At 46.6% G+C, this 24,733-nt stretch carries 33 protein-coding genes; 21 read left to right on the plus strand and 12 right to left on the minus strand.

The window, feature by feature from the left end; translation table 11 throughout:
* Positions 1 to 2: 2 nt before the first annotated feature.
* From AOC06_RS01440 to tolQ, 3 genes are read right to left on the minus strand one after another with little or no spacing between them, the layout of a single operon-like run.
* Entirely contained in the window at positions 3 to 800 is a 798-nt protein-coding gene (locus tag AOC06_RS01440) for a TonB family protein (protein WP_215380644.1), read from the minus strand.
* Between the two features lie 15 nt (positions 801 to 815).
* Positions 816 to 1,235 (minus strand): protein TolR, encoded by a 420-nt coding sequence (gene tolR / locus AOC06_RS01445; protein ID WP_215345198.1) that lies wholly within the window; start codon positions 1,233 to 1,235, stop codon positions 816 to 818.
* 9 nt (positions 1,236 to 1,244) lie between these two features.
* Positions 1,245 to 1,901, minus strand: coding sequence for a protein TolQ (gene tolQ, locus AOC06_RS01450; protein ID WP_215334929.1), 657 nt, complete (start codon positions 1,899 to 1,901; stop codon positions 1,245 to 1,247).
* A gap of 66 nt (positions 1,902 to 1,967) precedes the next feature.
* Here tolQ and glyA point away from each other — a divergent pair, with 66 nt between their 5' ends.
* Together glyA and nrdR are read left to right on the plus strand one after the other, a co-directional pair.
* Positions 1,968 to 3,218 carry a serine hydroxymethyltransferase gene (glyA, locus tag AOC06_RS01455; RefSeq protein ID WP_215380645.1) on the plus strand — a complete coding sequence of 417 codons (1,251 nt, stop codon included), beginning with the start codon at positions 1,968 to 1,970 and terminating at the stop codon, positions 3,216 to 3,218.
* Positions 3,219 to 3,244: 26 nt separating this feature from the next.
* A complete protein-coding gene (nrdR, locus tag AOC06_RS01460; protein ID WP_215334933.1) occupies positions 3,245 to 3,691 on the plus strand; it encodes a transcriptional regulator NrdR in 447 nt (148 codons plus the stop codon).
* A 21-nt stretch (positions 3,692 to 3,712) separates the two neighbouring features.
* Here the strand turns inward: nrdR and AOC06_RS01465 are convergent, their stop codons facing one another.
* The 7 genes from AOC06_RS01465 to AOC06_RS01495 form a co-directional block, all read right to left on the minus strand.
* Complete coding sequence (locus tag AOC06_RS01465) at positions 3,713 to 4,942, minus strand: dicarboxylate/amino acid:cation symporter (protein ID WP_215380647.1); 1,230 nt, start codon at positions 4,940 to 4,942, stop codon at positions 3,713 to 3,715.
* A 139-nt stretch (positions 4,943 to 5,081) separates the two neighbouring features.
* A complete protein-coding gene (gene adk / locus AOC06_RS01470) occupies positions 5,082 to 5,747 on the minus strand; it encodes an adenylate kinase (protein WP_215380648.1) in 666 nt (221 codons plus the stop codon).
* Positions 5,748 to 5,847: 100 nt separating this feature from the next.
* On the minus strand, positions 5,848 to 6,606 hold the full coding sequence (gene kdsB / locus AOC06_RS01475) for a 3-deoxy-manno-octulosonate cytidylyltransferase (RefSeq protein WP_215380649.1): 759 nt from the start codon (positions 6,604 to 6,606) through the stop codon (positions 5,848 to 5,850).
* 24 nt (positions 6,607 to 6,630) lie between these two features.
* Complete coding sequence (locus AOC06_RS01480; RefSeq protein ID WP_215334939.1) at positions 6,631 to 6,810, minus strand: Trm112 family protein; 180 nt, start codon at positions 6,808 to 6,810, stop codon at positions 6,631 to 6,633.
* 24 nt (positions 6,811 to 6,834) lie between these two features.
* Complete coding sequence (lpxK, locus tag AOC06_RS01485) at positions 6,835 to 7,923, minus strand: tetraacyldisaccharide 4'-kinase (RefSeq protein ID WP_215380651.1); 1,089 nt, start codon at positions 7,921 to 7,923, stop codon at positions 6,835 to 6,837.
* An 11-nt stretch (positions 7,924 to 7,934) separates the two neighbouring features.
* Positions 7,935 to 8,378 carry an ExbD/TolR family protein gene (locus tag AOC06_RS01490; protein WP_215345202.1) on the minus strand — a complete coding sequence of 148 codons (444 nt, stop codon included), beginning with the start codon at positions 8,376 to 8,378 and terminating at the stop codon, positions 7,935 to 7,937.
* Between the two features lie 6 nt (positions 8,379 to 8,384).
* A complete protein-coding gene (locus tag AOC06_RS01495) occupies positions 8,385 to 9,011 on the minus strand; it encodes a MotA/TolQ/ExbB proton channel family protein (protein ID WP_215345203.1) in 627 nt (208 codons plus the stop codon).
* 314 nt (positions 9,012 to 9,325) lie between these two features.
* Between AOC06_RS01495 and xseA the strand changes: the two genes are divergently transcribed.
* The gene (xseA, locus tag AOC06_RS01500; protein WP_215380653.1) at positions 9,326 to 10,528 is read left to right on the plus strand and encodes an exodeoxyribonuclease VII large subunit; all 1,203 of its coding nucleotides are present in this window, start codon (positions 9,326 to 9,328) and stop codon (positions 10,526 to 10,528) included.
* Positions 10,529 to 10,581: 53 nt separating this feature from the next.
* Positions 10,582 to 11,634: a nucleotidyltransferase family protein gene (locus AOC06_RS01505; protein WP_215380655.1), complete on the plus strand. Its 1,053-nt coding sequence runs from the start codon at positions 10,582 to 10,584 to the stop codon at positions 11,632 to 11,634.
* A gap of 20 nt (positions 11,635 to 11,654) precedes the next feature.
* On the opposite strand, the gene murB is transcribed toward AOC06_RS01505, so the two are convergent.
* Complete coding sequence (gene murB, locus AOC06_RS01510) at positions 11,655 to 12,689, minus strand: UDP-N-acetylmuramate dehydrogenase (RefSeq protein WP_215380657.1); 1,035 nt, start codon at positions 12,687 to 12,689, stop codon at positions 11,655 to 11,657.
* A 93-nt stretch (positions 12,690 to 12,782) separates the two neighbouring features.
* Between murB and AOC06_RS01515 the strand changes: the two genes are divergently transcribed.
* The 10 genes from AOC06_RS01515 (at position 12,783) to AOC06_RS01560 (ending at position 18,007) form a co-directional block, all read left to right on the plus strand.
* Complete coding sequence (locus AOC06_RS01515) at positions 12,783 to 13,268, plus strand: YajQ family cyclic di-GMP-binding protein (RefSeq protein ID WP_112203042.1); 486 nt, start codon at positions 12,783 to 12,785, stop codon at positions 13,266 to 13,268.
* 60 nt (positions 13,269 to 13,328) lie between these two features.
* Positions 13,329 to 13,631, plus strand: coding sequence for a BrnT family toxin (locus AOC06_RS01520; RefSeq protein WP_215272106.1), 303 nt, complete (start codon positions 13,329 to 13,331; stop codon positions 13,629 to 13,631).
* Positions 13,615 to 13,887, plus strand: a complete 273-nt coding sequence (locus tag AOC06_RS01525; RefSeq protein WP_215345208.1) for a BrnA antitoxin family protein — start codon at positions 13,615 to 13,617, stop codon at positions 13,885 to 13,887. The genes AOC06_RS01520 and AOC06_RS01525 overlap by 17 nt, the downstream gene beginning before the upstream one ends.
* A gap of 39 nt (positions 13,888 to 13,926) precedes the next feature.
* On the plus strand, positions 13,927 to 14,832 hold the full coding sequence (xerD, locus tag AOC06_RS01530; RefSeq protein WP_439650691.1) for a site-specific tyrosine recombinase XerD: 906 nt from the start codon (positions 13,927 to 13,929) through the stop codon (positions 14,830 to 14,832).
* 23 nt (positions 14,833 to 14,855) lie between these two features.
* Positions 14,856 to 15,479: a glycerol-3-phosphate 1-O-acyltransferase PlsY gene (gene plsY, locus AOC06_RS01535; RefSeq protein ID WP_215380659.1), complete on the plus strand. Its 624-nt coding sequence runs from the start codon at positions 14,856 to 14,858 to the stop codon at positions 15,477 to 15,479.
* A 12-nt stretch (positions 15,480 to 15,491) separates the two neighbouring features.
* A complete protein-coding gene (locus AOC06_RS01540) occupies positions 15,492 to 15,863 on the plus strand; it encodes an MAPEG family protein (protein ID WP_215352395.1) in 372 nt (123 codons plus the stop codon).
* A 21-nt stretch (positions 15,864 to 15,884) separates the two neighbouring features.
* Positions 15,885 to 16,646, plus strand: a complete 762-nt coding sequence (folE, locus tag AOC06_RS01545; protein ID WP_215380662.1) for a GTP cyclohydrolase I — start codon at positions 15,885 to 15,887, stop codon at positions 16,644 to 16,646.
* 32 nt (positions 16,647 to 16,678) lie between these two features.
* Positions 16,679 to 16,897, plus strand: coding sequence for a hypothetical protein (locus AOC06_RS01550; protein WP_255879992.1), 219 nt, complete (start codon positions 16,679 to 16,681; stop codon positions 16,895 to 16,897).
* A gap of 153 nt (positions 16,898 to 17,050) precedes the next feature.
* Positions 17,051 to 17,359, plus strand: a complete 309-nt coding sequence (locus AOC06_RS01555; RefSeq protein ID WP_215380665.1) for a high-potential iron-sulfur protein — start codon at positions 17,051 to 17,053, stop codon at positions 17,357 to 17,359.
* Between the two features lie 102 nt (positions 17,360 to 17,461).
* Positions 17,462 to 18,007 carry an HPP family protein gene (locus tag AOC06_RS01560; RefSeq protein ID WP_255879995.1) on the plus strand — a complete coding sequence of 182 codons (546 nt, stop codon included), beginning with the start codon at positions 17,462 to 17,464 and terminating at the stop codon, positions 18,005 to 18,007.
* A gap of 26 nt (positions 18,008 to 18,033) precedes the next feature.
* On the opposite strand, the gene AOC06_RS01565 is transcribed toward AOC06_RS01560, so the two are convergent.
* Positions 18,034 to 18,180, minus strand: a complete 147-nt coding sequence (locus tag AOC06_RS01565) for a hypothetical protein (protein WP_215380667.1) — start codon at positions 18,178 to 18,180, stop codon at positions 18,034 to 18,036.
* Positions 18,181 to 18,312: 132 nt separating this feature from the next.
* On the opposite strand from AOC06_RS01565, the gene vapB reads away from it, so the two are divergent.
* The 7 genes from vapB to galE are packed head-to-tail and all read left to right on the plus strand — an operon-like array spanning position 18,313 to position 24,730.
* Positions 18,313 to 18,552 (plus strand): type II toxin-antitoxin system VapB family antitoxin, encoded by a 240-nt coding sequence (gene vapB / locus AOC06_RS01570; RefSeq protein WP_305120690.1) that lies wholly within the window; start codon positions 18,313 to 18,315, stop codon positions 18,550 to 18,552.
* Positions 18,552 to 18,950, plus strand: coding sequence for a type II toxin-antitoxin system tRNA(fMet)-specific endonuclease VapC (gene vapC / locus AOC06_RS01575; protein ID WP_215380668.1), 399 nt, complete (start codon positions 18,552 to 18,554; stop codon positions 18,948 to 18,950). Before vapB ends, vapC begins: the two co-directional genes overlap by 1 nt.
* A gap of 47 nt (positions 18,951 to 18,997) precedes the next feature.
* Positions 18,998 to 20,485 carry a mannose-1-phosphate guanylyltransferase/mannose-6-phosphate isomerase gene (locus tag AOC06_RS01580; protein WP_215273695.1) on the plus strand — a complete coding sequence of 496 codons (1,488 nt, stop codon included), beginning with the start codon at positions 18,998 to 19,000 and terminating at the stop codon, positions 20,483 to 20,485.
* Positions 20,486 to 20,517: 32 nt separating this feature from the next.
* On the plus strand, positions 20,518 to 21,660 hold the full coding sequence (gene gmd, locus AOC06_RS01585; protein ID WP_215380670.1) for a GDP-mannose 4,6-dehydratase: 1,143 nt from the start codon (positions 20,518 to 20,520) through the stop codon (positions 21,658 to 21,660).
* A gap of 27 nt (positions 21,661 to 21,687) precedes the next feature.
* Positions 21,688 to 22,662: a GDP-L-fucose synthase gene (fcl, locus tag AOC06_RS01590; RefSeq protein ID WP_215380672.1), complete on the plus strand. Its 975-nt coding sequence runs from the start codon at positions 21,688 to 21,690 to the stop codon at positions 22,660 to 22,662.
* A gap of 8 nt (positions 22,663 to 22,670) precedes the next feature.
* Entirely contained in the window at positions 22,671 to 23,726 is a 1,056-nt protein-coding gene (locus tag AOC06_RS01595) for a hypothetical protein (protein ID WP_215380673.1), read from the plus strand.
* Between the two features lie 5 nt (positions 23,727 to 23,731).
* On the plus strand, positions 23,732 to 24,730 hold the full coding sequence (galE, locus tag AOC06_RS01600; protein WP_215380675.1) for a UDP-glucose 4-epimerase GalE: 999 nt from the start codon (positions 23,732 to 23,734) through the stop codon (positions 24,728 to 24,730).
* The last annotated feature ends 3 nt before the right edge of the window (positions 24,731 to 24,733 follow it).

Genomic DNA, 24,733 nt, shown 5'->3' on the forward strand with positions numbered 1-24,733 from the left:
TGTTAATCCTTGGGTTTAAATGTCAACTTCACTTGGCGTTGCGGAATTTTGCCACTGTCATCTTTCGGCAGGCTTTGGGCGCGCGAGAGTGCCAAGAGCACAGCACGATCCCAAGCATCGTTACCACTAGAGGTGATGATACTGATGCTCAGAATAGCGCCATCGGGTGCCAAATCAACCTTGATCACGGCCGCCGGATTGCCACTAACAGACTCCGCATTAAACACAATCAACGGTTTTACTTTCTTAATGACTTTGTCTGTCCAGCCTGGAGGAGCGTTGCCACCACCGCCAACACCGCTGCCAGAGCTACCACCGCTACCACCCTCCGCACCCGCAGCTGCACGTAAGCGGGCGAGTTGATCGGCGCGCACTTTTTCAGCTGCTGCATTGGCTTTGACCTCCGCTGGAGAAAGGGTAGTCGCTTTAGGAGGCTCAGTTTTTTTCACTACCGGTTTTTCTGGAGGAGGGGTGGGTTTCGGTTTGACCACTTCCTTCACAGCTTCTTTTTTAGGGGGCTCTTTTTCAAGCTTCTTTTTCTTGATCGCAATATCTGCCGCTTCTTCTTTGGCTTCGGTTTTGATCTCCGGCGTAGGCGGTGTAACGACTTGGGGCACAGAGTCCCACAGTTCGACCTCGACACCCGCAGGAGTCGAGCTACGCCACTGAATGCCAATCATCAGAAAGGCGAGCAAGCCCAAGTGTGCAATCAGCGAAAACGTGAGTGCCCGCTTAGTGCTTTCAGTTTTACCAAAGCGATAGCGAGAAAACGATTGGCTTGAAAGTGGCGCGCTATTCATGATGAAGGGCGAAGCTTATTGACTCTTGACTGCTAGACCAACCCGTTTAACACCATTTTCTTTGAGCTTCGACATCACATCCATCACTACTTCATATTTGATGGATTTATCTGCCGCTAAAACCAGGGGTTGATCGGGTGAGCGTTCTGCTTGATTGCGAGCAAAGCTGCCTAACTCCATTTTGTTCAGCGTCTGGGTCGACTCACCATCTTTGCGCACGATGATATTTTCATCAGCGTCAATCGTGAGGAAAACTGGAGGCAGTGCTTGCACCTTGGCGCCACCGACGGTCGGTAAATTCACAATACCAGGGTTGACCATGGGTGCCGTGACCATAAAGATCACGAGCAGGACCAGCATCACATCAATATAGGGAACCACATTGATGTCGGACATGGCCCGACGTTTACTAGTACGAAAAGAAGATTTAGCCATGAATGGAAATTAGCGACTAGCTACTTGGCGTTGCAAAATGTTAGTGAACTCTTCAATGAAGGTTTCAAAACGAATCGCTAAGCGGTCTACATCAGTGGCGTAACGGTTGTAGGCAATCACTGCCGGAATCGCTGCAAATAAACCAATCGCGGTCGCTACCAAAGCTTCAGCAATACCGGGAGCAACTGCAGAGAGGGTTGCATTTTGCACATTCGCTAAACCACGAAACGCATGCATGATGCCCCACACGGTGCCAAACAAACCAATGTAAGGGGACACTGAACCTACGGATGCCAAGAAGGGAAGGTTCGCTTCAAGCATATCCATCTCACGCTGATAAGTTGCCTTCATGGCGCGACGCGCAGCATCGATCTCTTTGAACTTGAGAAACTCCTGCATGCCTGCTTCAAAAATATGCTCAAGGACGGCATCACTGCGCGTATTACGCTGAGCCGCTTCCAATAGGGTATTGAGATCGCCGCCAGACCAGAAGTCACGCTCAAAGCGCTCGGTATCGCGTCTGACGCCACCCAAAATGGCTCCTTTTTTGAAAATAATGGTCCAAGAGGCGATTGACATGCCAAGCAATAAGAGCATGACGAGCTGCACTAGGGTGCTGGCATCGAGGACGAGGGATAAAAAGGAGAGGTCTTGAGTAGGGTTCATGGGGGATTTTGTATGATGTAGGGGTAGATTTTACTTAAGCAGTCCAATTACATCAGGATTATCAACATGTTTGACCGTCAAAACACCTTAGCGAAGACCGACCCCGAATTATGGGCCGCCATTACCGATGAGAATCGCCGTCAAGAAGACCATATTGAGCTCATTGCTTCTGAGAACTATACCTCTCCAGCGGTCATGCAGGCTCAAGGCTCCCAATTAACCAATAAGTATGCTGAAGGCTATCCCGGCAAGCGTTATTACGGCGGTTGTGAATTTGTTGACGTAGCGGAGCTGTTAGCGATTGATCGTGTCAAAAAGTTATTTGGCGCGGAAGCGGCAAACGTGCAACCCCATTGTGGCGCCTCGGCAAATCAAGCAGTCTTTTTGGCCTTTTTAAAGCCCGGCGATACTTTCATGGGAATGAGTTTGGCCGAAGGCGGGCACCTGACCCACGGTATGCCTTTGAATATGAGTGGTAAATGGTTCAATCCCATTGCTTACGGTCTAGATAAAAACGAAGTGATTGACTACGAGAAAATGGAGCATTTGGCGCGCGAGCACAAACCCAAACTCATTATTGCAGGCGCTTCTGCTTATTCTCTCAAGATTGATTTTGAGCGCTTTGCCAAAATTGCTAAAGAAGTAGGCGCAATCTTTATGGTCGATATGGCGCACTACGCTGGCCTCATTGCTGCTGGCGTATATCCCAACCCCATACCCCATGCCGATATCGTGACTTCAACGACTCACAAGGGTTTGCGTGGTCCTCGTGGCGGCATCATTTTGATGAAGGCTGAGCACGAGAAGGCGATTAATTCCGCAGTCTTCCCAGGCTTGCAAGGTGGCCCTTTAATGCATGTGATTGCCGGTAAGGCCACTGCTTTCAAAGAGGCTTTAGAGCCCAGCTTTAAGGACTATCAGCAGCAAGTGATTGCCAATGCCCAAGCGATGGCTGAAGCCTTGATTGAGCGCGGACTGCGCATTGTCTCTGGCCGGACAGAGTCGCATGTGATGTTGGTGGATCTGCGGGCTAAGAAGATGACGGGTAAAGAAGCCGAGCGCATCTTAGGTGAAGCCCACATCACTTGTAATAAGAATGGGATTCCGAACGATCCTGAAAAGCCAATGGTGACCAGCGGTATTCGTTTGGGTTCACCTGCGATGACAACACGCGGCTTTAAAGAAGCTGAAGCCAAGCAAGTGGGGTATCTCATCGCTGATGTTCTGGACAATCCGCACGATGCGGACAATATTGCGCAGGTGCGCGCTAAGGTCACTGAGTTGACCAAGCGCTTTCCGGTCTATAGCGCAAGTTAAGACAACCCAGTCAACAGAGAACATTCTTGCGCTGCCCTTTTTGCCATAACGACGATACCCAGGTGATGGATACCCGGGTATCGGATGAGGGCGACACCAATCGCCGTCGCCGTCGCTGCGCTAAGTGCGATAAGCGCTTTACAACCTATGAGCGCGTGGAATTAGCACTGCCAGCCATTGTCAAGAAAAACGGTAGCCGAGTCGATTACAACCACGACAAATTAGTGAGTTCGATTAAGCTAGCACTGCGCAAGCGCCCAGTTTCTTCTGATTCGGTTGAAGAAGCCATTACCCGTATCGAAGAAAAGCTGCTGAGCCTTGGTGAAAAAGAAATCCCCAGCGAGCGGGTGGGAGAGTTGGTCATGCGCGAGCTGAAGCGCTTAGACAAAGTGGCTTACATCCGCTTTGCTTCAGTCTATCGCAGCTTTGCGGATATTGAGTCTTTTGAGAGCGCACTCAAAGAGCTCAAATAGAGCGTAATAAGCTGCCTCGTTTTACTGCGATAGCTCACCTTCCCATTTAGAGACTACTGCGGTAGCCATGCCATTGCCTAGTACATTGGTGGCTGAGCGCGCCATGTCTAAGAAGTGATCCACTCCAAGAATCAATAAGATTCCTGCTTCGGGCAGATGAAATTGGGAGAGGGTTGCTGCAATCACCACTAAGGACGCTCTGGGTACCCCAGCGATGCCCTTGGAAGTGACCATCAAAACCAGGAGCATCAACAGTTGTTGCCCAAGGGACATTTCAACACCATAAACCTGAGCAATGAAGATTGCCGCAAAGGTGCAATACATCATCGAGCCATCGAGATTGAAGGAGTAGCCCACTGGCAATACAAAAGAGGCAATTTTATTTTTGCAACCAAAGCGCTCAAGTTGCTCTAACGTTAGTGGATAGGCAGCTTCTGAGCTAGCTGTTGTAAAGGCGAGGAGAGCAGGCTCACGTAACATCCAGGCTAATTTGAGTGCGCGTCTTTTGAGAAAGATGGAGCTGATGAAGATGATCACTATCCAGAGCACGACAATCGCAGCATAAAAACTGAACATGAATTTGCCATAGGTCAGCAAGATCGATAAACCATTTTCTGCAACGACTGATGACACCGCTGCAAATACGGCAACTGGAGCAAATTTCATGACGGCTGTAGTGATTTTGAGCATGATGTGCGAGAGCATATCCAGGTTGCGAATAAATTCTGCAGCGCGCTCGCCGAAGCCTGCAGCTGCGACTCCAAAAAAGACTGAGAAGACAACGATTTGCAAGATTTCATTTTTCGCCATTGCATCCAAGATGCTGGTGGGAAAAATATGCTTTACAAAGTCGGGCAGATTAAGACCGCCCTTGCTAATTGCGGTGTTAGCTGCCACGTCGGGTAGCGCTAGATCGAGACCTACTCCAGGATGTAGTAAGTTGACCATCACTAAGCCGAGCAATAAAGAAACTAATGACATGGAAATAAACCAGGCAAAAGTTTTTAAGCCTACACGTCCAATAGTTGAAGCATCACCCATACGCGCAATACCTACCGCCATAGTTGCAAAGACTAAAGGTGCGATGATCATCTTGATGAGGCGCAAAAAGATGTCTGTCAAGATTGAAATGTAAGTCACATACTGCACAGAAAAGCCCGAATCTGCTCCGTGACTATTCACTAGGTAGCCCGCCAGAATGCCTAAGAGCATGGCGACCAAAATATAGTTCGTAAGTTTGGTAGATGTCATTTGCGCGTCTCTTTCCTGAACGGTATTAATTGGATCATAACCTTAGAAGATGTATTCCTGACTAATCATGCGCAGCAATAAAAAAGACCTGCATAGACAGGTCTTTGATGAATAAGCTAAAAAGCTGGGCAGATTATATTTATTTCAACTCGGCAAAAATGGAGGCAGTAATCGCCTCAACATCACCGGTACCATTGACCTTGCGATAGGCGGGCGCCTTCACTTTATCGCTGGCATGGCTTTGTTGAGCCCAAGTAGAGTAGTACTCGACTAAAGGACGGGTCTGGTCGTTATAAACCTGTAAACGTTTGCGTACCGTTTCTTCTTTGTCATCATCGCGCTGAATCAAAGGCTCACCAGTGACATCATCAATGCCTGCCACTTTGGGTGGGTTAAATTTGATGTGATAGGTTCTGCCTGAAGCAGGATGAACGCGACGACCGCTCATGCGATCGATGATAGCGTCAAACGGAACATCGATCTCTAAGACGAAATCAATGGGAACACCTGCGTCTTTCATCGCTTGAGCTTGTGGAATTGTTCTGGGAAAGCCATCAAACAGATAACCCTTAGCGCAATCGGGTTGGGTCAGACGATCTTTGACCAAGCCAATAATGATGTCGTCGGATACCAGGCCACCGGCATCCATAATTTTCTTAGCGGCAATGCCTAGCTCGGTACCCGCTTTAACGGCTGCGCGCAGCATATCCCCAGTTGAGATTTGTGGAATCCCAAATTGCTTGCAAATAAATTGTGCTTGTGTTCCTTTGCCAGCACCTGGTGCTCCGAGCAGAATTAAGCGCATTGTGTTTTCCCCTTATTTGATTTGCATTGTCCCGTATTTTTTCGGGATCATTGATCACTTCTGATTAGGATTATCCCCGAAAAAAATGGGAATTAGCCGTTTAAAAGGTTTGGCGGATTCGCTCTAGGTCCTCAGGGGTGTCCACCCCTGCCGGCGGGGTCTCTGGAGCGATATGCACGGCGATCTGATAGCCATACCAAAGGGCGCGCAGTTGCTCTAGTGCCTCAGCTTGCTCGGCTGGGGCAGGCTTGAGTCGGGCATAAGCATGCAAAAACGCTGCACGATAGGCATAAATGCCAATATGACGAAGATACCCGCTACCCTCTTGCGAGCTTGCATCAGGATCACGTACAAACGGAATCGCCGCTCTGGAGAAGTACAGGGCGTGATTAGCGCGATTGAGAACCACCTTCACTACATTGGGGTTGGCGATTTCTTTAGGATCGCTGATCGCTACTGCAACTGTAGAGATGGCGCAATCTGGATTGCTGGCAAGGGCGAGTGCTACTTGATTAATCAACTCTGCTGGAATTGCAGGTTCATCACCTTGTACGTTAACGACCAAGGTCTGTTCTGGTAGTTTGAGTAGATGGGCTACTTCCGCAATGCGATCAGTGCCCGTAGCGTGATCATCCCGCGTCAAAATGCATTCAATCTGGTGGGCCTGACATGCCGCAAGAATTTCTGCAGAGTCAGTAGCCACAACCACTTGCTTGGCTAGGGACTGTTTAGCACGCTCGGCAACGCGCACCACCATCGGCTTACCACCAATGTCTGCTAAAGGCTTACGAGGTAAGCGAGTGGATCCCAACCTTGCCGGAATGACAACCAAAAATTCAGGGGCGCTTGCGGAGGTCAAAGTAATAGATTCGAGTGTGAGGATTTAGATCACTTCATCGGCCGCGAGAGTGCGGGCCTCATCAATGATCATGACCGGAATATCTTCTCGAATCGGATAAGCCAGGCGATCCGCTTTACAGATGAGCTCACGCTTTTCAGAGTTAAGGGTAAGCGTACTTTTGCAGAGAGGGCAAACCAAAATTTCGAGCAGACGTTTATCCATGGCGATCTTGAGTGAATAGGCAAATTACAAAGTGTAGCGGTTAGGATCAGGTCTATGCAAAATGGTTTGCAACCACTCCAGCAAACCATCGGGAATATTGAGATGCATGGGGATTACCCAAATCCGAGCATCATTAATATCTTTACATTTTACGGCGTCTTTTTCGGTAATCAGAATGCAGTCCGCATCGATCCCTTGAAAGAACTCTGGGGTGAAGCTGCTGTGGTCTGGTAAGCCAATGCCTTTGACCTTGAGGCCATGCTTTTCCAGATCACTAAAGAAGCGCTTTGGATTGCCAATGGCTGCAACTGCAGTAATGCGTGTGCGACCTTGTTTAGAGTAAGCAAGACCGATGTCATCCAAGGTTTTATAGGCCTCTGGATGATTGAGTTGATAGGGTCTGCCAAAGTGCGGCCGCAGGGTAAAGGCGCGGCGGCCCAAGAAATATTCATCGGCTTTAGCGCTGAGCGCTGATGGACTACCCATCATGAGGGTGGCATCACGCTCGCGTGTAACAGGTTCGCGCAAAGGTCCTGCGGGCAACAAGAAGCCATTCCCTTCACCGCGTTGATCACGCACTACAAACTCAACGTCACGACCGCCTTCACGAGAGGGCCAGCGCACTAAGCCCGTGTGCTGCAGACCATCATCGCTGATGATCACATCCACTTCAGGGTGTTCTTGCAGCAATACAGAAATACTTTGCTTGCGCTTAGGAAAAACATAGAGCGGAAATTGGTTCTTGGTTCGCTGTGCAATCAAGACAGGTTCATCGCCCACGACGCTTGGATCCGAATCGCTGGTCACGAGTAGAGGGGCAGCTTGTGTTTTTGCACCATAACCACGGCTTATGATGCCGGGGTGCCAACCAAGGGCTGCTAAGCGCTCAGCCAGTGAGATGACGATGGGAGTTTTACCAGTGCCGCCAACCCGAATATTGCCCACAATGATGATGGGCACACGAGCTGTTTTTTTACTACTCAGGTCGAGTTCATTGAGTAGCTTGCGAGCTCGCAAGAGCTGGCCAAATACCAAAGATAAAGGCCAGAGCAAGAGACTGGTCGGGCCGCGACGCTCCCAGAAGGTCGGAGCCTTGCTGAATAATTTAGGCATGCGCAATCGATTTACTTTTTAGTTTGAGTGCTAAAGATAATATTCGACAGATTAGCATCTCTTGCCGCTTCGAGTGCACTCATGACGGCTTGATGAGGAGCTCTAGCATCTGCGTCGATGCTGACTTGCACCTCTTTATTGGGACTGTTCTGATTGAGAGCGCTGGCTAGCTGACTACGCTCAGTCACTCGGCCATTAATGGCAAATCGTCCGTCGCTACTCACCGCCACATGAATTTGCTTCACCTCAGGTGCATTATCGCTACCGCTCGCAGTAGGTAGGGTGATGGCCAGTTCCTGATAGTGCGTAAAGGTAGTTGAGATCATCAAAAAAATCAGCACTACCAAGAGCACATCAATAAAAGGAATGAGATTGATCTCAGGCTCGGGACTTGGCTTGCTCCCCCCTAAGGAAAATCCCCGTTGCTGAGAAGAAGGGTTTGAGAGCCAACCCATGTAGTCTTAAGCTGGAAACAGTTTTTTAAATAACTGGCGGGTAAATTCTTCGCACTCGCGTTGACGTTGATTTGCCATTGCTCGCAGACCGCGCCAGGCAGCGAGTGCAGGAATCGCAATCAGTAGTCCAAATGCCGTGTTGTAGAGCGCTACTGAGATGCCGTGTGCAAGCTGTTGAGGGCTCGCCGCGCCGCCATTGATTGCACCTTGGCTGCCAAAGATCTCAATCATGCCAACCACAGTGCCAAAGAGCCCTAAGAGCGGTGCAACGGTCGCAATGGTAGCCAAGGCCCCAAGATAACGCTCAAGCTTGTGCCAGGTCGATTGCGCAATAGCTTGCAATTCTTCTAAGGCTGCCTCATTGGATGCCCCAGCGATTTTCTCTTGTAAAACCCCTGCTAAAAGTGGCATTGCTGGTGAAAGCCGAGCCAGGCGATCAATTTCGGAGGTGGGGACGGTTTTGCCGCTTTCTAGCTGGCTTGCAAGCGTAAAGGCGATTTCAAGCGATCCTGAGGGGAAAACTTGGATTTTGCGCAAATACCAGGTGCGCTCAATGACAATGGCAAGCCCGATAATGGAGATGATGAGTAGAGGCCAGATCGGCCAGCCAGCCGTAAGTAAGATGGTGTACATAGACTGGTACTTTAGCCCAATTGCTTTGCCCCTTTCTGAAAGCTGTCCTGTGGATAACTCTGTGCAAAACTTTTCTAGAGCCTTGATCTAGATCAAGAGCCAGTCTTGGCTTCGGGGTTTTTACGGACGAGAGCCCGATTGTTGCCAGAATAAAAAGATTATATAAATCAATTACTTAAAGATTAACTGTTGGAATAATGAGACGCTCTGGGTCAGCGATTACTTACATCGGACTTTGCCTATTGGCTCTAGTATTGTGCTGTGGATAGTTTATGGCCTGTAAAGCCTCATGGTTTGAGAAATAGCGAGAAAAAATGTCGGAAATATCAAGGGAAGTCCTATCGGTTGGCGATCTAAACCGCGCCATTGCGAGCTCGCTAGAGGCTCAGTTCGATACCGTCTTGGTTAGCGGGGAGATTTCCAACTTCAAAGCATATGACAGCGGGCACTGGTATTTCTCACTAAAAGATGAAGAAGGACAGATTCGCTGCGTAATGTTCCGAGGTCGCAATGGTCAAGTGGGCTTTATGCCCCAATCAGGGGATTTGGTTGAAGTCAGTGCCAGTTTAGGAATGTACGTACCTCGTGGTGATGTGCAGCTCACCATTCAAGGTTTACGGAAAGCGGGCATGGGCGGGCTCTATGAAGCTTTTCTGAAACTCAAAGCCAAACTTACTAAAGCAGGTTTATTTGATCCAGAGCGCAAACGTAATATTCCGACACACCCTCGTGCGATTGGCATCATCACCTCACCACAAGCAGCTGCACTCAAAGATGTGCTCAGCACCCTCCAAAGAAGAAGTCCACATATCCCGATAGTGATTTATCCCACGCTCGTGCAAGGCCCTGATGCGCCTGCTGGAATTATTTCTGCTATTCAAAACGCCAATCAAGAAGCAGTAGTTGATGTGATCTTGTTGGTTCGGGGAGGCGGGAGCATTGAAGATCTGTGGGCCTTTAATGATGAGCAGCTCGCTTACGCCATTGCAGGCTCAGCCATACCGATTGTCAGTGGCGTAGGGCACGAGACCGATGTGACCATTGCAGACTTTGTCGCTGATCTGCGGGCGCCAACCCCAACCGGGGCAGCAGAGCTCTCAGCACCTCGTAAAGATCAATTGCTGCAAGAGTTAGCAGCAATTGAGCAAGCACTCTATCAGCGCTTAATGCAGCGCGTTGAGCGTGAAGCCCAAACCTTAGATCAATTGGCGCTCAGACTCTCCCATGCGCTGCCTAATCCTGATCGGATGCGTGAGCAAATTACTTCATGGCAGACCCGTTTGCAACAAGCGTGGTCAGTACAAATCGATAATTTCAAGCGCAATCACAATCACTATCAATTGCAACTCGAGATGCTCAACCCGCAGCGCACCCTAGAGCGGGGCTATGCCGTGATTCTGAATCCAGCAATGCAAGCGATCCGCAAGCCCCAAGACTTAAATACGCAAAACCAGTTTGAAGTACGCTTAGCAGATGGGTCTTCTCAAGTTCGATTTAAGGATTTAAATCCCCTTTAGTGCCTACTATCTTTAAGTTATTATACAAGTAATTATTTTGTATAATAACCAAGATGACGAACAAAATCCTCTACAAGCCACTCTCCTTATCCGCTCAAACGGCTTATGCTGAGCTGCAGGACCAATTACGCATTCAGGCAATTGACAGATTGCGGGCCTTGCCAGGAGCATTTCACCGTCAGTTGCAAAAAGGCCGTTCTTACGTTTATTACGGCTATCGCGACATTGATGGCCGTGGGCGTATGGCATATTTGGGGCCTGAAAATGAGCGTGTTTTAGAGTTGATAGAGAGTCGTAAAAAAGTAAAAGAGGGCTCTCTTCAGGATCAAACGCAAAAATTGGCTGCTTCAGCTCAAGCTTTGGGTTGTATGAGTACGCTTCAAAAACATTTTCGTGTCATCAACCGACTTGAGCAATATGGATTTTTTAGTGCAGGGGGGATTTTAATTGGCACCCACGCATTTTTAGCGATGGGTAATATGCTGGGGGTGCAATGGACATCTGCACAGCAAACAATGGATGTCGATTTTGCTCATGCAGGTAATAATGTTTCGATTGCCTTGGCTGCCAATATGAAGATTTCTGTTCATGATGCTCTGAGTTCGCTGGAGATGGGTTTACTGCCGATTGCAGAGTTCTCTGGCAAAACTGGGGCTCAGTACCGCAATCCCCTAGACTCGGAACTGCGTCTGGATTTTGTTACCGCCGAAACTCGTAGCGGAGGCCCAGTTGTTCTGCCTGAACTAGGCCTTGCACTCGAGTGTTTAAAGTTTATGGAGTTCTCTTTGGTTGATACAACTCAGGCAGTTCTTCTGAGTAAGCAAGGTGCTTGTATTGTGAATATTCCTTCACCAGAGCGCTACGCAGTGCATAAGTTAATTGTTTACGGGGAGAGGCCGAATAGCGATCGTGTAAAAGCAAATAAAGATCTCATGCAGGCCGCTGCTATTTTTCAAGTGCTGTCTGATAATGGGCAAATAGAGTTAATTAGGAGAGCTTGGCGTAACGCTGAAGAACGTGGACCAGGATGGAAAAAAAGACTCAATCAGGGTAAGTTGGCGCTCTTAAAACAATATCCAGAACTATTAAAGATCAGTAATGCGTAATTTCTATTGACCGGATTAATTTAAAAAATATTCGGCTCTATCTGCAACTGCACTCCAAAGGTTTCGTGCACTTTATCTTGAATCTGTTTTGCTAGACCAAGAATATCTTGAGCGCTACCGCCACCATAGTTCACTAAGACTAGAGCCTGCTTGTCATAGACCCCTACAGGTCCTATACGTTTGCCTTTGAAGCCGCATTGATCAATCAGCCAGCCTGCAGCAAGCTTACGCCGACCTGCTGCATCTGGAAAAGACACGATTGCGGGATATTGCTTCGCTAGCTCGGTGCATTGCGCATCACTGACAATCGGATTCTGAAAAAAACTACCTGCATTACCCAGGACTTTAGGATCGGGCAATTTGCTCGCGCGTATGGCACAAACGGCATTGAAAATTTCCTGTGGGGTGGGGCTCCGATTGGAAAATTGCTTTGCTAGTTCAGCGTAAGTCAATTTTGGGACCCAGGCTTTTGGAAGTTTAAAAGTGACATGGGCGATGATGAAACGATTAGGATTCTGTTTGAAGTAACTATCCCGATAAGCAAAGGTACATTGATCATTGCTGAAAGTTACAAACTTTTCCGCCTGAGTATCAAATGCCTCAACACACTCAATAAAGTTGGCGACTTCCGAACTATAAGCACCAATATTTTGAATTGGAGAGGCGCCTACGGTTCCTGGAATAAGGGCAAGGTTTTCCATTCCAGGAAAATCTTGCGCAAGAGTCCACTGTACAAAATCGTGCCAATGTTCACCAGCACCTACTCGAATCAATGTCTCTGTTCCATCGCTAGAAAGAACTTCTTTGCCAGCAATATCGATTAAAAGGGTGATCCCAGGCAATACGCTTGGAAGAACCACATTACTGCCTCCCCCTAAGACTTGCCAAGGCAGGCCATGAGCTTTGATGTCTTGTAAAAGCAAAGGAATTTGCTCGGATTTGGAAATCACAATCGCTTGCTCAGCGTAGGACTCGATTCCTAAGGTATTGCGCTGCAAGAGCCCAAGCTTTGGCGTGCAGTTGGCAAGGGTTGTGCTTGATGAGGGCAAGTTCATGCCACAATCTTATTCGTCTTCGGCGTTTTGGGAAAAAAATCCCAGAAAATGCTAAAAAAGTGCAAAGTTAAAGTATTCATACAGGAGTGAAAAATGCCCTCATTTGATGTGGTTTGTGAACCCGATATGGTTGAACTTAAAAATGCCATTGAGCAGTCCAATAAAGAAATCGCCAATCGCTTTGACTTCAAAGGTTCGGATAGCCGAGTCGAGCAAAAAGATGAAGCCCTCATTTTGTATGGCGATGATGACTTTAAATTGGGTCAGGTCAGAGATGTGCTGGTTGGTAAGATGGCCAAGCGCAACGTCGATGTGCGTTATCTGAAAGACGATAAGACCGAGACGATTGGTGGCGATAAGCGCAAGCAAACCATGAAGATCCAAAAAGGCATTACCTCAGAGTTGTCTAAAAAAGTCGTTCGCATCATTAAAGATAGCAAGATCAAAGTGCAAGCCAGTATTCAAGGTGACGCTGTGCGCGTCACTGGTGGTAAGCGCGATGATCTACAAGAAGTGATGACTATGTTGCGTAAAGAAGTTACTGAGGCGCCACTGGGTTTTAATAATTTCCGTGACTAAGGCATTGGAGGTTTGACCACTTTACTTGGTGGGTTATGTATATTATAGTAATATACATAAATGATTGATTTTGAGCTAATATTAGGGTTCCAGTGGGACGCAGGAAATGCTTATAAAAATAAGGATAAGCATGGTGTATCGCAGGTGGAGGCTGAAGAGATCTTTTTTAATCAGCCGCTATTGATTCAGGATGATGCTAAACACAGTATTGGGGAAAGTCGATTTCTTGCTCTGGGTATCACTGCAGATGGTAAACAGTTATCGGTAATTTTTACCTTGAGGGTTCAAAGCAGCTTGATCCGTGTGGTTTCAGCAAGGCCGATGAGCAAGAAAGAGAGGGAATTTTATGAAAAAGTCCAATAAAGTAATTCCACAATTTAAGAGCGAGAAAGAGGAGCGCGCATTCTGGGAAAAGAATGATGCTTCGGAATATTTTGATTTATCCAAAGCGGTACGTGTGGTCATGCCCAATCTAAAGCCAACGACAGCCTCAATTTCTTTGCGTTTATCTCAAAGTTTTCTAGAGGGGATTAAATCACAAGCAAATAAAATGGATGTGCCTTATCAGTCGCTTATGAAAATCTGGCTAGCTGAAAAACTAGAAGAGGCAACCAAATAAGGAAGGTTATTAATCCGCTTTTTAAGGTTGAATACCTTGATTAATCAATCAAGCCAACAAGCCATCGACCAATTTTGCGATGCTTGTTGGTTAGAAGATGGCCTTTCCCAAAACAGCCTAGCGGCCTATCGACGTGACGTACTGCTCTTTGCGCAGTGGCTCTATTTGCAAAATAGCAAAATCGATTTATACGGCGTAGGTGAAAAAGAACTCACTGCCTATATTGCTTCTAAGCGCAGTGACAAGGCGACTACGGCTAATCGACGCTTAACCGTCTTTAAAAGGTTTTACCGTCATGCGCTGCGCATGAATTTAGTGAAGGCAGATCCTTGTTTGGGATTGCGTGCTGCTAAGCAAGCCTTGCGTTTTCCGAAGACACTCTCCGAGGCGCAAGTCACTGATTTACTCAATGCCCCAGATATTGATACGCCTTTGGGACTGCGGGATCGCACGATGTTAGAGCTCATGTATGCCAGTGGCCTGCGTGTTTCTGAAATCGTTTCCTTAAAAACGATTGCCATAGGCTTGAATGAAGGCGTTGTGAGGGTGGTAAACGGTAAGGGCGGTAAAGAACGTCTTGTGCCTTTTGGAGCAGAAGCAGGGCAGTGGTTGTGTCGATATTTGGCCGATGCCAGAACTTCGATTCTGGAAGGTAAAACCAGTGATGCCGTTTTTATTGGGCGTCATACGGGCGGGGCGCTGACACGCCAAGCCTTTTGGGCCTTAATTAAACGCTATGCATTACAAGCCAATATTCCTGTGGCTTTATCACCGCACACCTTAAGACACGCATTTGCAACGCATTTACTCAATCATGGTGCGGATTTGCGGGTCGTACAACTCTTATTGGGACATGCTGATATTTCGACGACCCAGATCTATACCCATGTAGCGCGTGAACGCCTGAAATCGATTCATCAGCAACACCATCCGCGAGGTGCATGACCATAAGTGGTTAAGATAGGGTTATGGATCCTTTAGTCTACTTACTTATTCCCATTGCTTATTTGATTGGTTCAATTTCTTTTGCCGTGATGGTGAGCAAGTGCATGAACTTGCCCGATCCTTATACCTATGGTTCCGGTAATCCGGGCGCCACTAATGTACTGCGCACCGGTAATAAAAAAGCGGCTGTACTCACCCTGATTGGCGATGGTGCGAAAGGCTTTATTGCGCTAGTACTGGCTCGCTGGCTCTTAGGTGATGACACTTTGGTTGGGACCTTGAACTCTTGGGTCCTCTGTGGCGTTGTCTTGGCGGTATTTTTAGGACACCTCTTTCCAGTCTTTCATGGATTCAGAGGAGGCAAAGGGGTTGCTACCGCCTGCGGTATTTTGTTTGGGATCAACTGGATATTGGGCTTAGCCACATTAAGCACTTGGTTGATTGTGGCTTTTTTTACCCGATACTCATCTTTGGCGGCGATCTGCGCTGCCATCTTTGCTCCGGTGTATTGCGTCTTTTTATTTGGTGTTGAGCCGATGGGCCTGACTTTGACAGTCATGTGTGTATTGATGCTCTGGCGCCATCGCAATAACATCGTCAAATTATTGGATGGATCCGAAACGCGGATTGGTTCAAAGAAAACCTAAGAAAGAAAACACATGACCATCGCCTACGCTTGCATCCTCTTCATGGGTTTGTTGCCTTATGTCGCTGCTGGAATTGCTAAAAAAGGTTTTCAGAACTACGACAATAGTCGTCCTCGCGAGTGGCTCTCAAAACAAGAGGGCTTTCGGGCCAGAGCGAATGCTGCGCAGGCCAATTTGTTTGAATCGCTTCCCCTCTTTTTTGCAGCAGTCATCATTGCATCCATTGCGCATGCACCGCAAGCCTACTTAGATCTTCTGGCCTTAGCCTTTGTGGCTACCCGCATTATTTATCTTATTTGTTATGTTGGAAATTGGCCTACTGCAAGATCCATTGTGTGGGCCTGCGGTATTGCCTGTATAGTCGCGATCTTTTGTCAAATCTAATTTATTTATCACCTCATCTTTATGCCAACTAAACCCATTGTTAAAAAGACCGTAGCTAAGAAAGCCACGGCTAAGAATCCTGCTGGCGCCGCAAGTAAGCGTGAAGCAGGTACACCTTTATCAGTCATTATTCGCCGCCGTATTGAAGCCCAAAAAGCGCGCTTTCATGCCAATGACAATATTGCTGCTTTCATTGAGCCGGGTGAGCTAGAGGGTTTAGTTGATGAAGTAGCGCAAAAGATGCAAGCCGTTTTAGAAAGCTTGGTAATTGATACCAAGAATGATCACAACACTCAAAAAACGAGTGAGCGAGTTGCCAAGATGTTCGTGCAGGAAGTATTTAATGGACGTTATGTTGAGCAGCCTAGCTTAACCAAGTTTCCTAATGTGAGCCACCTCAATGAGCTCATGATCATTGGGCCCATCACAGTACGAAGTGCTTGCTCGCATCATCTGTGCCCCATCATGGGCCGCATCTGGATTGGTGTCTTGCCAAGCAAGACCTCAGCCTTGATTGGTTTATCAAAGTACTCCCGTTTAACTGAGTGGGTGATGTGTCGTCCGCAAATTCAGGAAGAAGCGGTGGTGGAGTTAGCTGACATGCTCGAGAAAAAGATTAAACCGATTGGTGTTGCAGTCGTAATGGAGGCCGATCACTTTTGTATGCAATGGCGGGGTGTCAAAGACCGAGATTCGAAGATGGTTAATAGCGTCATGCGCGGTTCTTTCTTAAAAGATCCCAATCTGCGCCGAGAATTTCTCTCCTTAATTGATAAGCGCTAATTGAAAAATAGTTACTGATCAATATTGAGCTGATGCGCAACTTACTCTCCATCATCAGTAGCTTGCTTTTATTTGGGCTGCTTGCCTGTTCAGGCCCGCAGTTTCCTAAGACCAATAGCGATCCAGCCAAAAATAATCCCAAGACCTTCAATCAAGATTTAAATGATTGCATTGAGGTTTACCCAACTGGTCTTGCTGGGGTGGAAGTAAAACAACGTATCTCATGTATGAACCTCAAAGGCTGGCATTAATACCTTTAAGCAATCATCTGATCTGCTTTTGAGAACAATTCTCAAGTAAATTTTCAATGAAATCAATATCTTAAGTAGGCCAGTTAGTTATTTTAGCTTCTGTTTTATGATTCATCCAGTATTTTGTTACCACTTATTTTTTCTGGAGATCATATGCAAACTAGTCGTCGCCAATTCATGATTCTTTCTGCTGCTGGTGCTGCAACTTTAGCTTTGAATAGCAAAGTACAAGCGCAAGCAATGGTTGCCCCTACTGATCCTCAGGCTGTTGCATTGGGTTATGTAGCCGATGCCTCAAAGGTAGACAAAGCAAAGTACGCTAAATTTGTTGCTGGCTCCCATTGCGGTAACTGCGCACTGTATCAAGGTGCTGCAGGTTCTGCTGCTGGTGGCTGCGCCCTGTTTGCCGGTAAGCAAGTTGCAGGTGCTGGCTGGTGCTCCGCTTACGCTAAAAAGGCTTAAGTTAGACCCTAGAGCAATTAACTTATTGCCTTTGTTGGTGATGATTGAAAAAGCCACCCCAGGGTGGCTTTTTCTTTGGTAGATACAAAACCTGCTAAAAACATGGCTATGCGTACTTTTAAAGAAGCAATCAAGCACTATTCCTTTTACCTTGGTGGAGACCAGCCTCCAGTGGGTTGGCAAGAGCGCGCCAGGACAGTTTTAGGGGCGTTTATTGGCATAACGTTAGTGCTCACTATCGCAAAATACCTTGGTGAGACAGCGGGTATCGATGAATGGTTGATGGCCTCTTTAGGAGCGAGTGCATTGCTGGTTTTTGCTCTTCCGCAAAGTCCTCTAGCACAGCCTTGGGCGGTCATTGCCGGCAATACGCTCTCAGCTTTAGTGGGCATCACCTGCGCCCACTTTACGGATTTACCCATTTCAGTGACTTTGGCGCTAGCCGCTTCGCTGTCGATTTTAGGGATGTTTATCCTGCGCTGCCTGCACCCACCAGCTGCAGCAGTAGCCCTTATTGCAGTGCTGGGGCACGTTCTGCACTACCGCTATGCGTTTTTCCCGGTGATGGTGGACTCGATCCTACTCATCCTGGCTGGAGCGCTCTATAGCAATCTGACGGGCAAACCTTACCCCAACCACCCTAAATAAGGGTTTAGGAATAGGGCAATACAATCCTATTGGACTTTGCCAGCAGCGATTGAGGCTTTGCAGTCTTTAATGCTGTAGTTCTGAAATTTGCCAAAGTTCTCTTGACGAACCGATTGACCGCATTCTGAGACCGAATTGCGTAAATTGATTTTGGGGATATTGCCTGTGCTCATGAAAATCTCCTCTATTTTTTATCAACAGCCTACAAAATTGAAATACCTTTTCCTAAATCAGTTTGCCCTAAAACGGGATTGACCCCATCAAAATCATGCTATATACTGTTGCTATATACCAAGGAGGTGTTCATGGCTATTACTACTTCCACAGTTTTTACGAACAATCGCTCTCAAGCCGTGCGTCTACCCACTGAGGCTCGTTTACCCGATGCGGTGAAAAAGGTCATTGTGCGCACCCGTGGCCACGAGAGAATCATCACCCCTATTGAAAATACTTGGGACTATTTTTTTCTTAGTGGCCCACTGGTGACTGACGACTTTATGAGCGAGCGTGGAGAGCAAAAACCTGCAGTTCGAGAGTCTTTCTGATGATCAAGTATTTGCTTGATACCAATATCGTGATTTATGTTCTCAAGCGCAGGCCCATTGAGGCCTTAGAAGCCTTTAATAAAAACGCCAATCGTATGGCAATTTCAAGTATCACTCTCTCAGAGCTCATCTATGGCGCTGAAAAGAGCGCAAATGTCGATAAAAATCTTGAGGCTGTTGAGGATTTTGTTAGTCACCTTGATGTTCTGTCCTATGACGCTAAAGCATCCCAGCAGTATGGGCAAATTAAAGCTGGTCTAGAAAAGCGCGGGGAACTTATCGGAGAGAATGACATCCATATTGCTGCCCATGCGATTAGCCAGGGCCTAATTCTGGTCAGTAACAATTTAAAAGAGTTCAAAAGGGTGCCTAACCTTGCTTTAGAGAATTGGGTTTAAAAGCCTATAAAATCGATCTGTTCAGAAAATTAGGATTAATCAGCCTCATGACAAGCGTTACCCCCGTTATCCTTTGTGGTGGTTCCGGCACGCGTCTTTGGCCTTTATCACGCTCGGGCTTTCCTAAGCAATTTTTAGTTCTATCTGGCGGCGACTCAAAACTCAGTTTGTTTCAAGAAGCGATTGAGCGCATTAATGCAATTACCAATCAAGATATTGATTTAGGTCCAACCTTAATTGTGACTAATGAAGAGCATCGCTTTTTGGCTTTAGATCAATTGCGTGAATTGCCCAGTATCAAAGCCACGCTATTACTAGAGCCTATCGGTCGCAATACTGCACCGGCCTTAACTCTAGCAGCCTTTCAGGCGCGCGATGGCGGACCCAATACTGAGCTTGATCCAATTTTGGTGATTACCCCTGCGGATCAAACTGTACAAAACACGGCTGCATTTGTTAAAGCTTTGCAAGAGTGCATTGCAGTAGTTAATGCAGATCAAAGTAAAAAGACCATTGCCATTTTAGGGATCACACCCACAGCGCCTGAGACGGGCTATGGCTATATTGAGCGTATGCAAGAGCAGGGCGCTCATCATGAATACACCGTTGCCAAGTTTGTGGAAAAGCCAGATAGCAAAACTGCGCAGAGTTATTTGGCTGATGGAAACTATCTGTGGAATAGTGGGATGTTTGTCCTGCGCGCGAGTACTTGGTTGGCAGCTTTAAAAGAATTCAGATCCGATATTTTTGGCGCGAGTGAAACCGCGTGGCAAGGCAAAAGCATGGATCAATCGGGCGAGGTCAGTTTTGTTAGGCCCGATAAAGATTTATTTACCAGCATTCCTAGTGAATCGATTGACTACGCCGTCATTGAAAAATGCCCGGGCACCAGTTTTAGTGTCAAGATGGTAGAGCTCAATGCCGGTTGGAATGACTTGGGTGCTTGGGATGCCGTTTGGCAAGTGGGTAGTCAAGATAGCAATGGCAACGTCACGAGTGGCGACACCTTACTCTCCAATACCAAGAACTCTTTAGTCCACGCCAGTACCCGTTTAGTGAGTACCGTGGGTATTGATAATTTAGTGATTATTGAAACAGCGGATGCCGTATTAGTAGCCGATAGAGCCAACAGCCAGGATGTGAAACACATCGTCTCTCAATTAGATGCGCAAAAGCGGGAAGAGAAAAATCTCCATCGTAAGGTCGCTCGGCCTTGGGGTTGGTATGACAGTGTGGACGAGGGCGAGCGCTTTAAAGTGAAACGTATTCAGGTAAAGCCGGGCGCCAGCCTGTCCTTGCAAATGCATCATCATCGCGCTGAGCATTGGATTGTGGTTAAAGGCATTGCGCAGATTACCAATGGCGATCAGGTGATCACCCTACAAGAAAATCAAAGTACGTTTATTCCCCAAGGGCAGACCCATCGCTTGGCCAACCCTGGCAAAGAGCCTTTAGAAATTATCGAAGTGCAGTCGGGTAGTTATTTAGGCGAAGACGACATTGTGCGTTTTGAAGATACCTACGGACGTAGTTAGTAAATACAAGATTACAAGCAAGAGAAATTCATATGACGAACGATAAAACTGCGAAACAAAAAGTTGCCCTAATCACCGGTATTACCGGACAAGACGGATCCTATTTGGCTGAGTTCTTATTGGAAAAAGGCTACATGGTCCACGGTATTAAGCGCCGCGCCTCTTCGTTCAATACCGAGCGCGTCGATCATCTTTATCAAGACCCACATATCAATCATCGTCACTTTGTATTGCATTATGGTGATTTGACCGATTCAAGTAATTTAACCCGCATCATTCAGCAAACTCAGCCAGATGAAATTTATAATTTGGGCGCGCAATCTCATGTGGCCGTTTCTTTTGAATCGCCTGAGTACACTGCCAATGTTGATGCGATGGGTCCTTTGCGAATCTTGGAGGCGATTCGGATTTTGGGTCTGGAGAAGAAGACCCGTTTTTATCAAGCCTCCACTTCGGAGCTCTATGGCCTAGTACAAGAGATTCCTCAAAAAGAAACCACACCCTTTTATCCACGCAGCCCCTATGCGGTAGCCAAGCTCTATGCTTATTGGATTACAGTGAACTATCGTGAAGCCTATGGCATGTATGCCTGCAACGGGATTCTTTTTAATCATGAGTCTAAGCGTCGTGGCGAGACCTTTGTGACCCGCAAGATTACCCGGGGTTTATCCAATATTGCCCAAGGTCTAGAGCAATGCTTATACATGGGCAATATGGATGCGCTACGCGACTGGGGCCATGCCAAAGACTATGTGCGTATGCAATGGTTGATGTTGCAACAAGAACAACCAGAAGATTTTGTGATTGCGACTGGAGTGCAATTTACTGTCCGTGAATTTATTGTCCGTAGCGCCAAGCAATTGGGCATCACCCTCAAGTTTGAAGGTAAGGCTGAGAAAGAAGAGGGCATTGTGGCAGCCATCGAGGGAGATAAAGCCCCCGCCCTCAAGGTGGGTGATGTCATTGTAAAGATTGATCCACGCTACTACCGTCCTACTGAAGTCGAGACCCTTTTAGGTGATCCGGCCAAAGCCAAAGCCAAATTAGGTTGGGTTCCCGAAATTACCATCGATCAGATGATTGTGGAGATGGTTGCAAACGACCTAGATCAAGCAAAACAACATGCTTTATTGAGTAAGCATGGCTACTCTGTATCGGTTGGCAAAGAGAACTAAAAGTAAAAAAGATAAAAAAGTAAATACGTGAACCAAGATCTCAATCAAAAGATTTATGTTGCAGGGCATCGTGGCATGGTGGGTTCTGCCATTGTTCGCCAACTTCAACAAAAGGGATTTACCAATATTGTTACTCGCAGCCGTGATGAGCTAGATTTAAGTAATCAAGCGGCGGTTCAGGCTTTCTTTGCTCAAGAAAAGCCTGACCAGGTCTATCTAGCTGCAGCTAAAGTTGGCGGCATTTATGCGAACAACGCATTTCCAGCGGAGTTCATTTACCAAAACCTCATGATAGAAGTCAATGTGATTCACCAGGCCTTTGAGGCTGGTGTAAAGAAATTACTATTTTTGGGGTCAAGCTGCATTTACCCCAAGTTGGCTCCACAGCCGATGGCAGAAGGTGCCTTGCTTACAGGATTGCTTGAGGCTACGAATGAGCCTTATGCAATTGCAAAAATTGCCGGCATCAAGTTATGTGAAAGCTATAACCGGCAATATGGCCAGTCTCATGGCATTGATTACCGTAGCGTAATGCCAACCAATTTATATGGCCCAGGCGATAGCTATCATCCAGAAAATAGCCATGTCATCCCTGCATTAATTAGACGATTTCATGAGGCAAAGGTTACAAATGCACCAGAAGTATTAATCTGGGGAACAGGAAATCCTAGGCGAGAGTTTCTGTATGTAGATGACATGGCTGCTGCTTCAGTATTTGTGATGGATCTGACTAAAGAGATCTATGATCAACATACGTCGCCGATGCAAAGTCATATCAATGTAGGCTTTGGATCGGATGTCACGATTTCTGAATTGGCAACTGCAGTTGCAAAAGCCACGAGCTATTCTGGGAGAATTGGTTTTGATTCCTCTAAGCCTGATGGCGCCCCAAGAAAGTGGATGGACTCATCACGCTTAAACCGCTTGGGATGGAAAGCCACGATTGGTTTGAGTGCTGGTTTAGAAAAAGCTTATGCCGATTTTCTAAAAAACACAGCCTAGAGAATCCCTTGAAAATAGGATTTCATACTAATAGCTTATCGTTTCGGGGTACTGAGATTGCCGTTTTTGATTACGCCTTCCATAATCAAGCACTACTAAATAATGACTCGATTATTTTTTATAAAGCAAGCAGTCACAGTGAGTCTGAGGTTGTCGATAAGTTTAAAAAACATTTCAAGCTTATTCCTTACGAGAGCATCGATCAGCTATCGAAACTGGCAGAACAAGAAAAAATCGATCTAATGTATTTCATTAAGTCGGGGGAGCGCGATGGCGATATCATTACTAGCGTACCTTGTGCGATTCATGTTGTATTTCCAACCAAGCCAGAACAGTTCCATGGCGATAAGTTAGGTTTTGTCTCCGAGTGGCTCGCCAAAGAGTATTCCAATTCACAACTTCCTTTTGTGCCGCATATGATTGATTTACCCGATATAGAAGGCGATCTACGGCAAGAGTTGAATATTCCAAAAGAAGCTACTGTTCTGGCTTGCTATGGCGGTCAAGATAGTTTTAACTTACGCTTTGTGCAAGAGGCAATCGTTAAAGTAGTAGAAAAAAGAAAAGATCTATTTTTTCTATTTATGAACATCACGCCATTTGCGGAACATGAAAGACTGCGCTTTTTGCCGGGCTGTACCCAAATGGATTACAAGATGCGTTTCATCAATACGGCTGATGGCATGATCCATGGGCGAGGAATAGGCGAGAGCTTTGGCTTGGCATGCGGAGAGTTTTCTATCAAGAATAAACCCGTGATGACCTACGCCTTATCTCCTCAGCGAAGTCATATTGAGATCTTGGGAGATAAAGCCCTGCTCTACAAAGGTCCAAAAGACCTAGAGATGATGCTATTAGCATTTAATCAAAATGTGCAGCATGAGCGTAACTGGGATGCTTATAGTGAACATTTTTTACCAGAACCTGTAATGAAGAAATTCAAAGAAGTCTTTTTAACGGGCCCCAAAATAGATCTGAGTCTCAGTGCTATGGATCGACTGGCAATTCAAGGCTATCGCTTTAAAAGAAAACTGCGCAATCTTACTAAAAAACTGTATCTATAAAGACTATGAATATTTTGCTTACTGGGGGTTTAGGATTTATTGGCAGCCACACTGCTGTTGTACTTGCTCAGCAGGGGCATCAAGTAGTCATACTAGATAACCTCTGTAATAGCCAAATGGAAGTTTTAGCTAATCTTGAGTCAATTACAGGTAAAAAATTGCGCTTCTACGAGGCCGACATCCGGGAAGGGCTGGCGCTTAGGAAAATCCTTTCGGATAATCAGATTGAGGCTGTGATGCATTTTGCTGGTCTAAAGTCAGTTGCTGAGTCCGCCCAGGACCCCTTGAAGTATTACGACAATAATGTCTGCGGAACGATCAATTTAATTGAGGCGATGCAAGCTGAGAAAATCAATAAATTCATTTTTAGTTCTAGCGCCACCGTCTATGGTGTGCCACAGTATTTGCCTTATGACGAAGATCACCCTTTAGAGCCTATTAATACTTATGGAAAAACCAAGTTACAAGTTGAGGAAATACTACAAGACTTGGTGAAGTCTGATCCGAGTTGGTCAGTAGTTGCCTTGCGCTACTTTAATCCGGTAGGAGCCCATGAATCTGGACTCATTGGCGAGTCTCCAAAGGGGGTTCCTAATAATTTGATGCCCTATATTTGTCAGGTTGCCAGCGGAAAATTGCCTCATCTTAATATCTTTGGCGATGACTATGAAACTAAAGACGGCACTGGTGAGCGTGACTATATTCATGTGATGGATCTCGCAGAAGGCCATGTAGCAGCGCTCAATTTTGTCAATCAGCATCCTGGTTTTCATGCAATCAATTTGGGGACTGGTGTTTCGTATAGTGTCTACGACCTAATTGGCGCCTTTGAACAAGCGGCTAACTCCATGATTGTTAGGAAAGTACAGCCGCGCCGTAGCGGCGATTTAGCCATCTATTACGCTAAAGCAGATAAGGCCAAAAATCTCTTGGGCTGGCAAGCTAAACGTGATTTACAGGTAATGTGCAAGAGCGGCTGGAATTTTCATAAACAGAAGAGTTAGCTA

Origin of the sequence: Polynucleobacter paludilacus (assembly GCF_018687595.1) — a bacterium.
GTDB classification, from domain to species: domain Bacteria; phylum Pseudomonadota; class Gammaproteobacteria; order Burkholderiales; family Burkholderiaceae; genus Polynucleobacter; species Polynucleobacter paludilacus.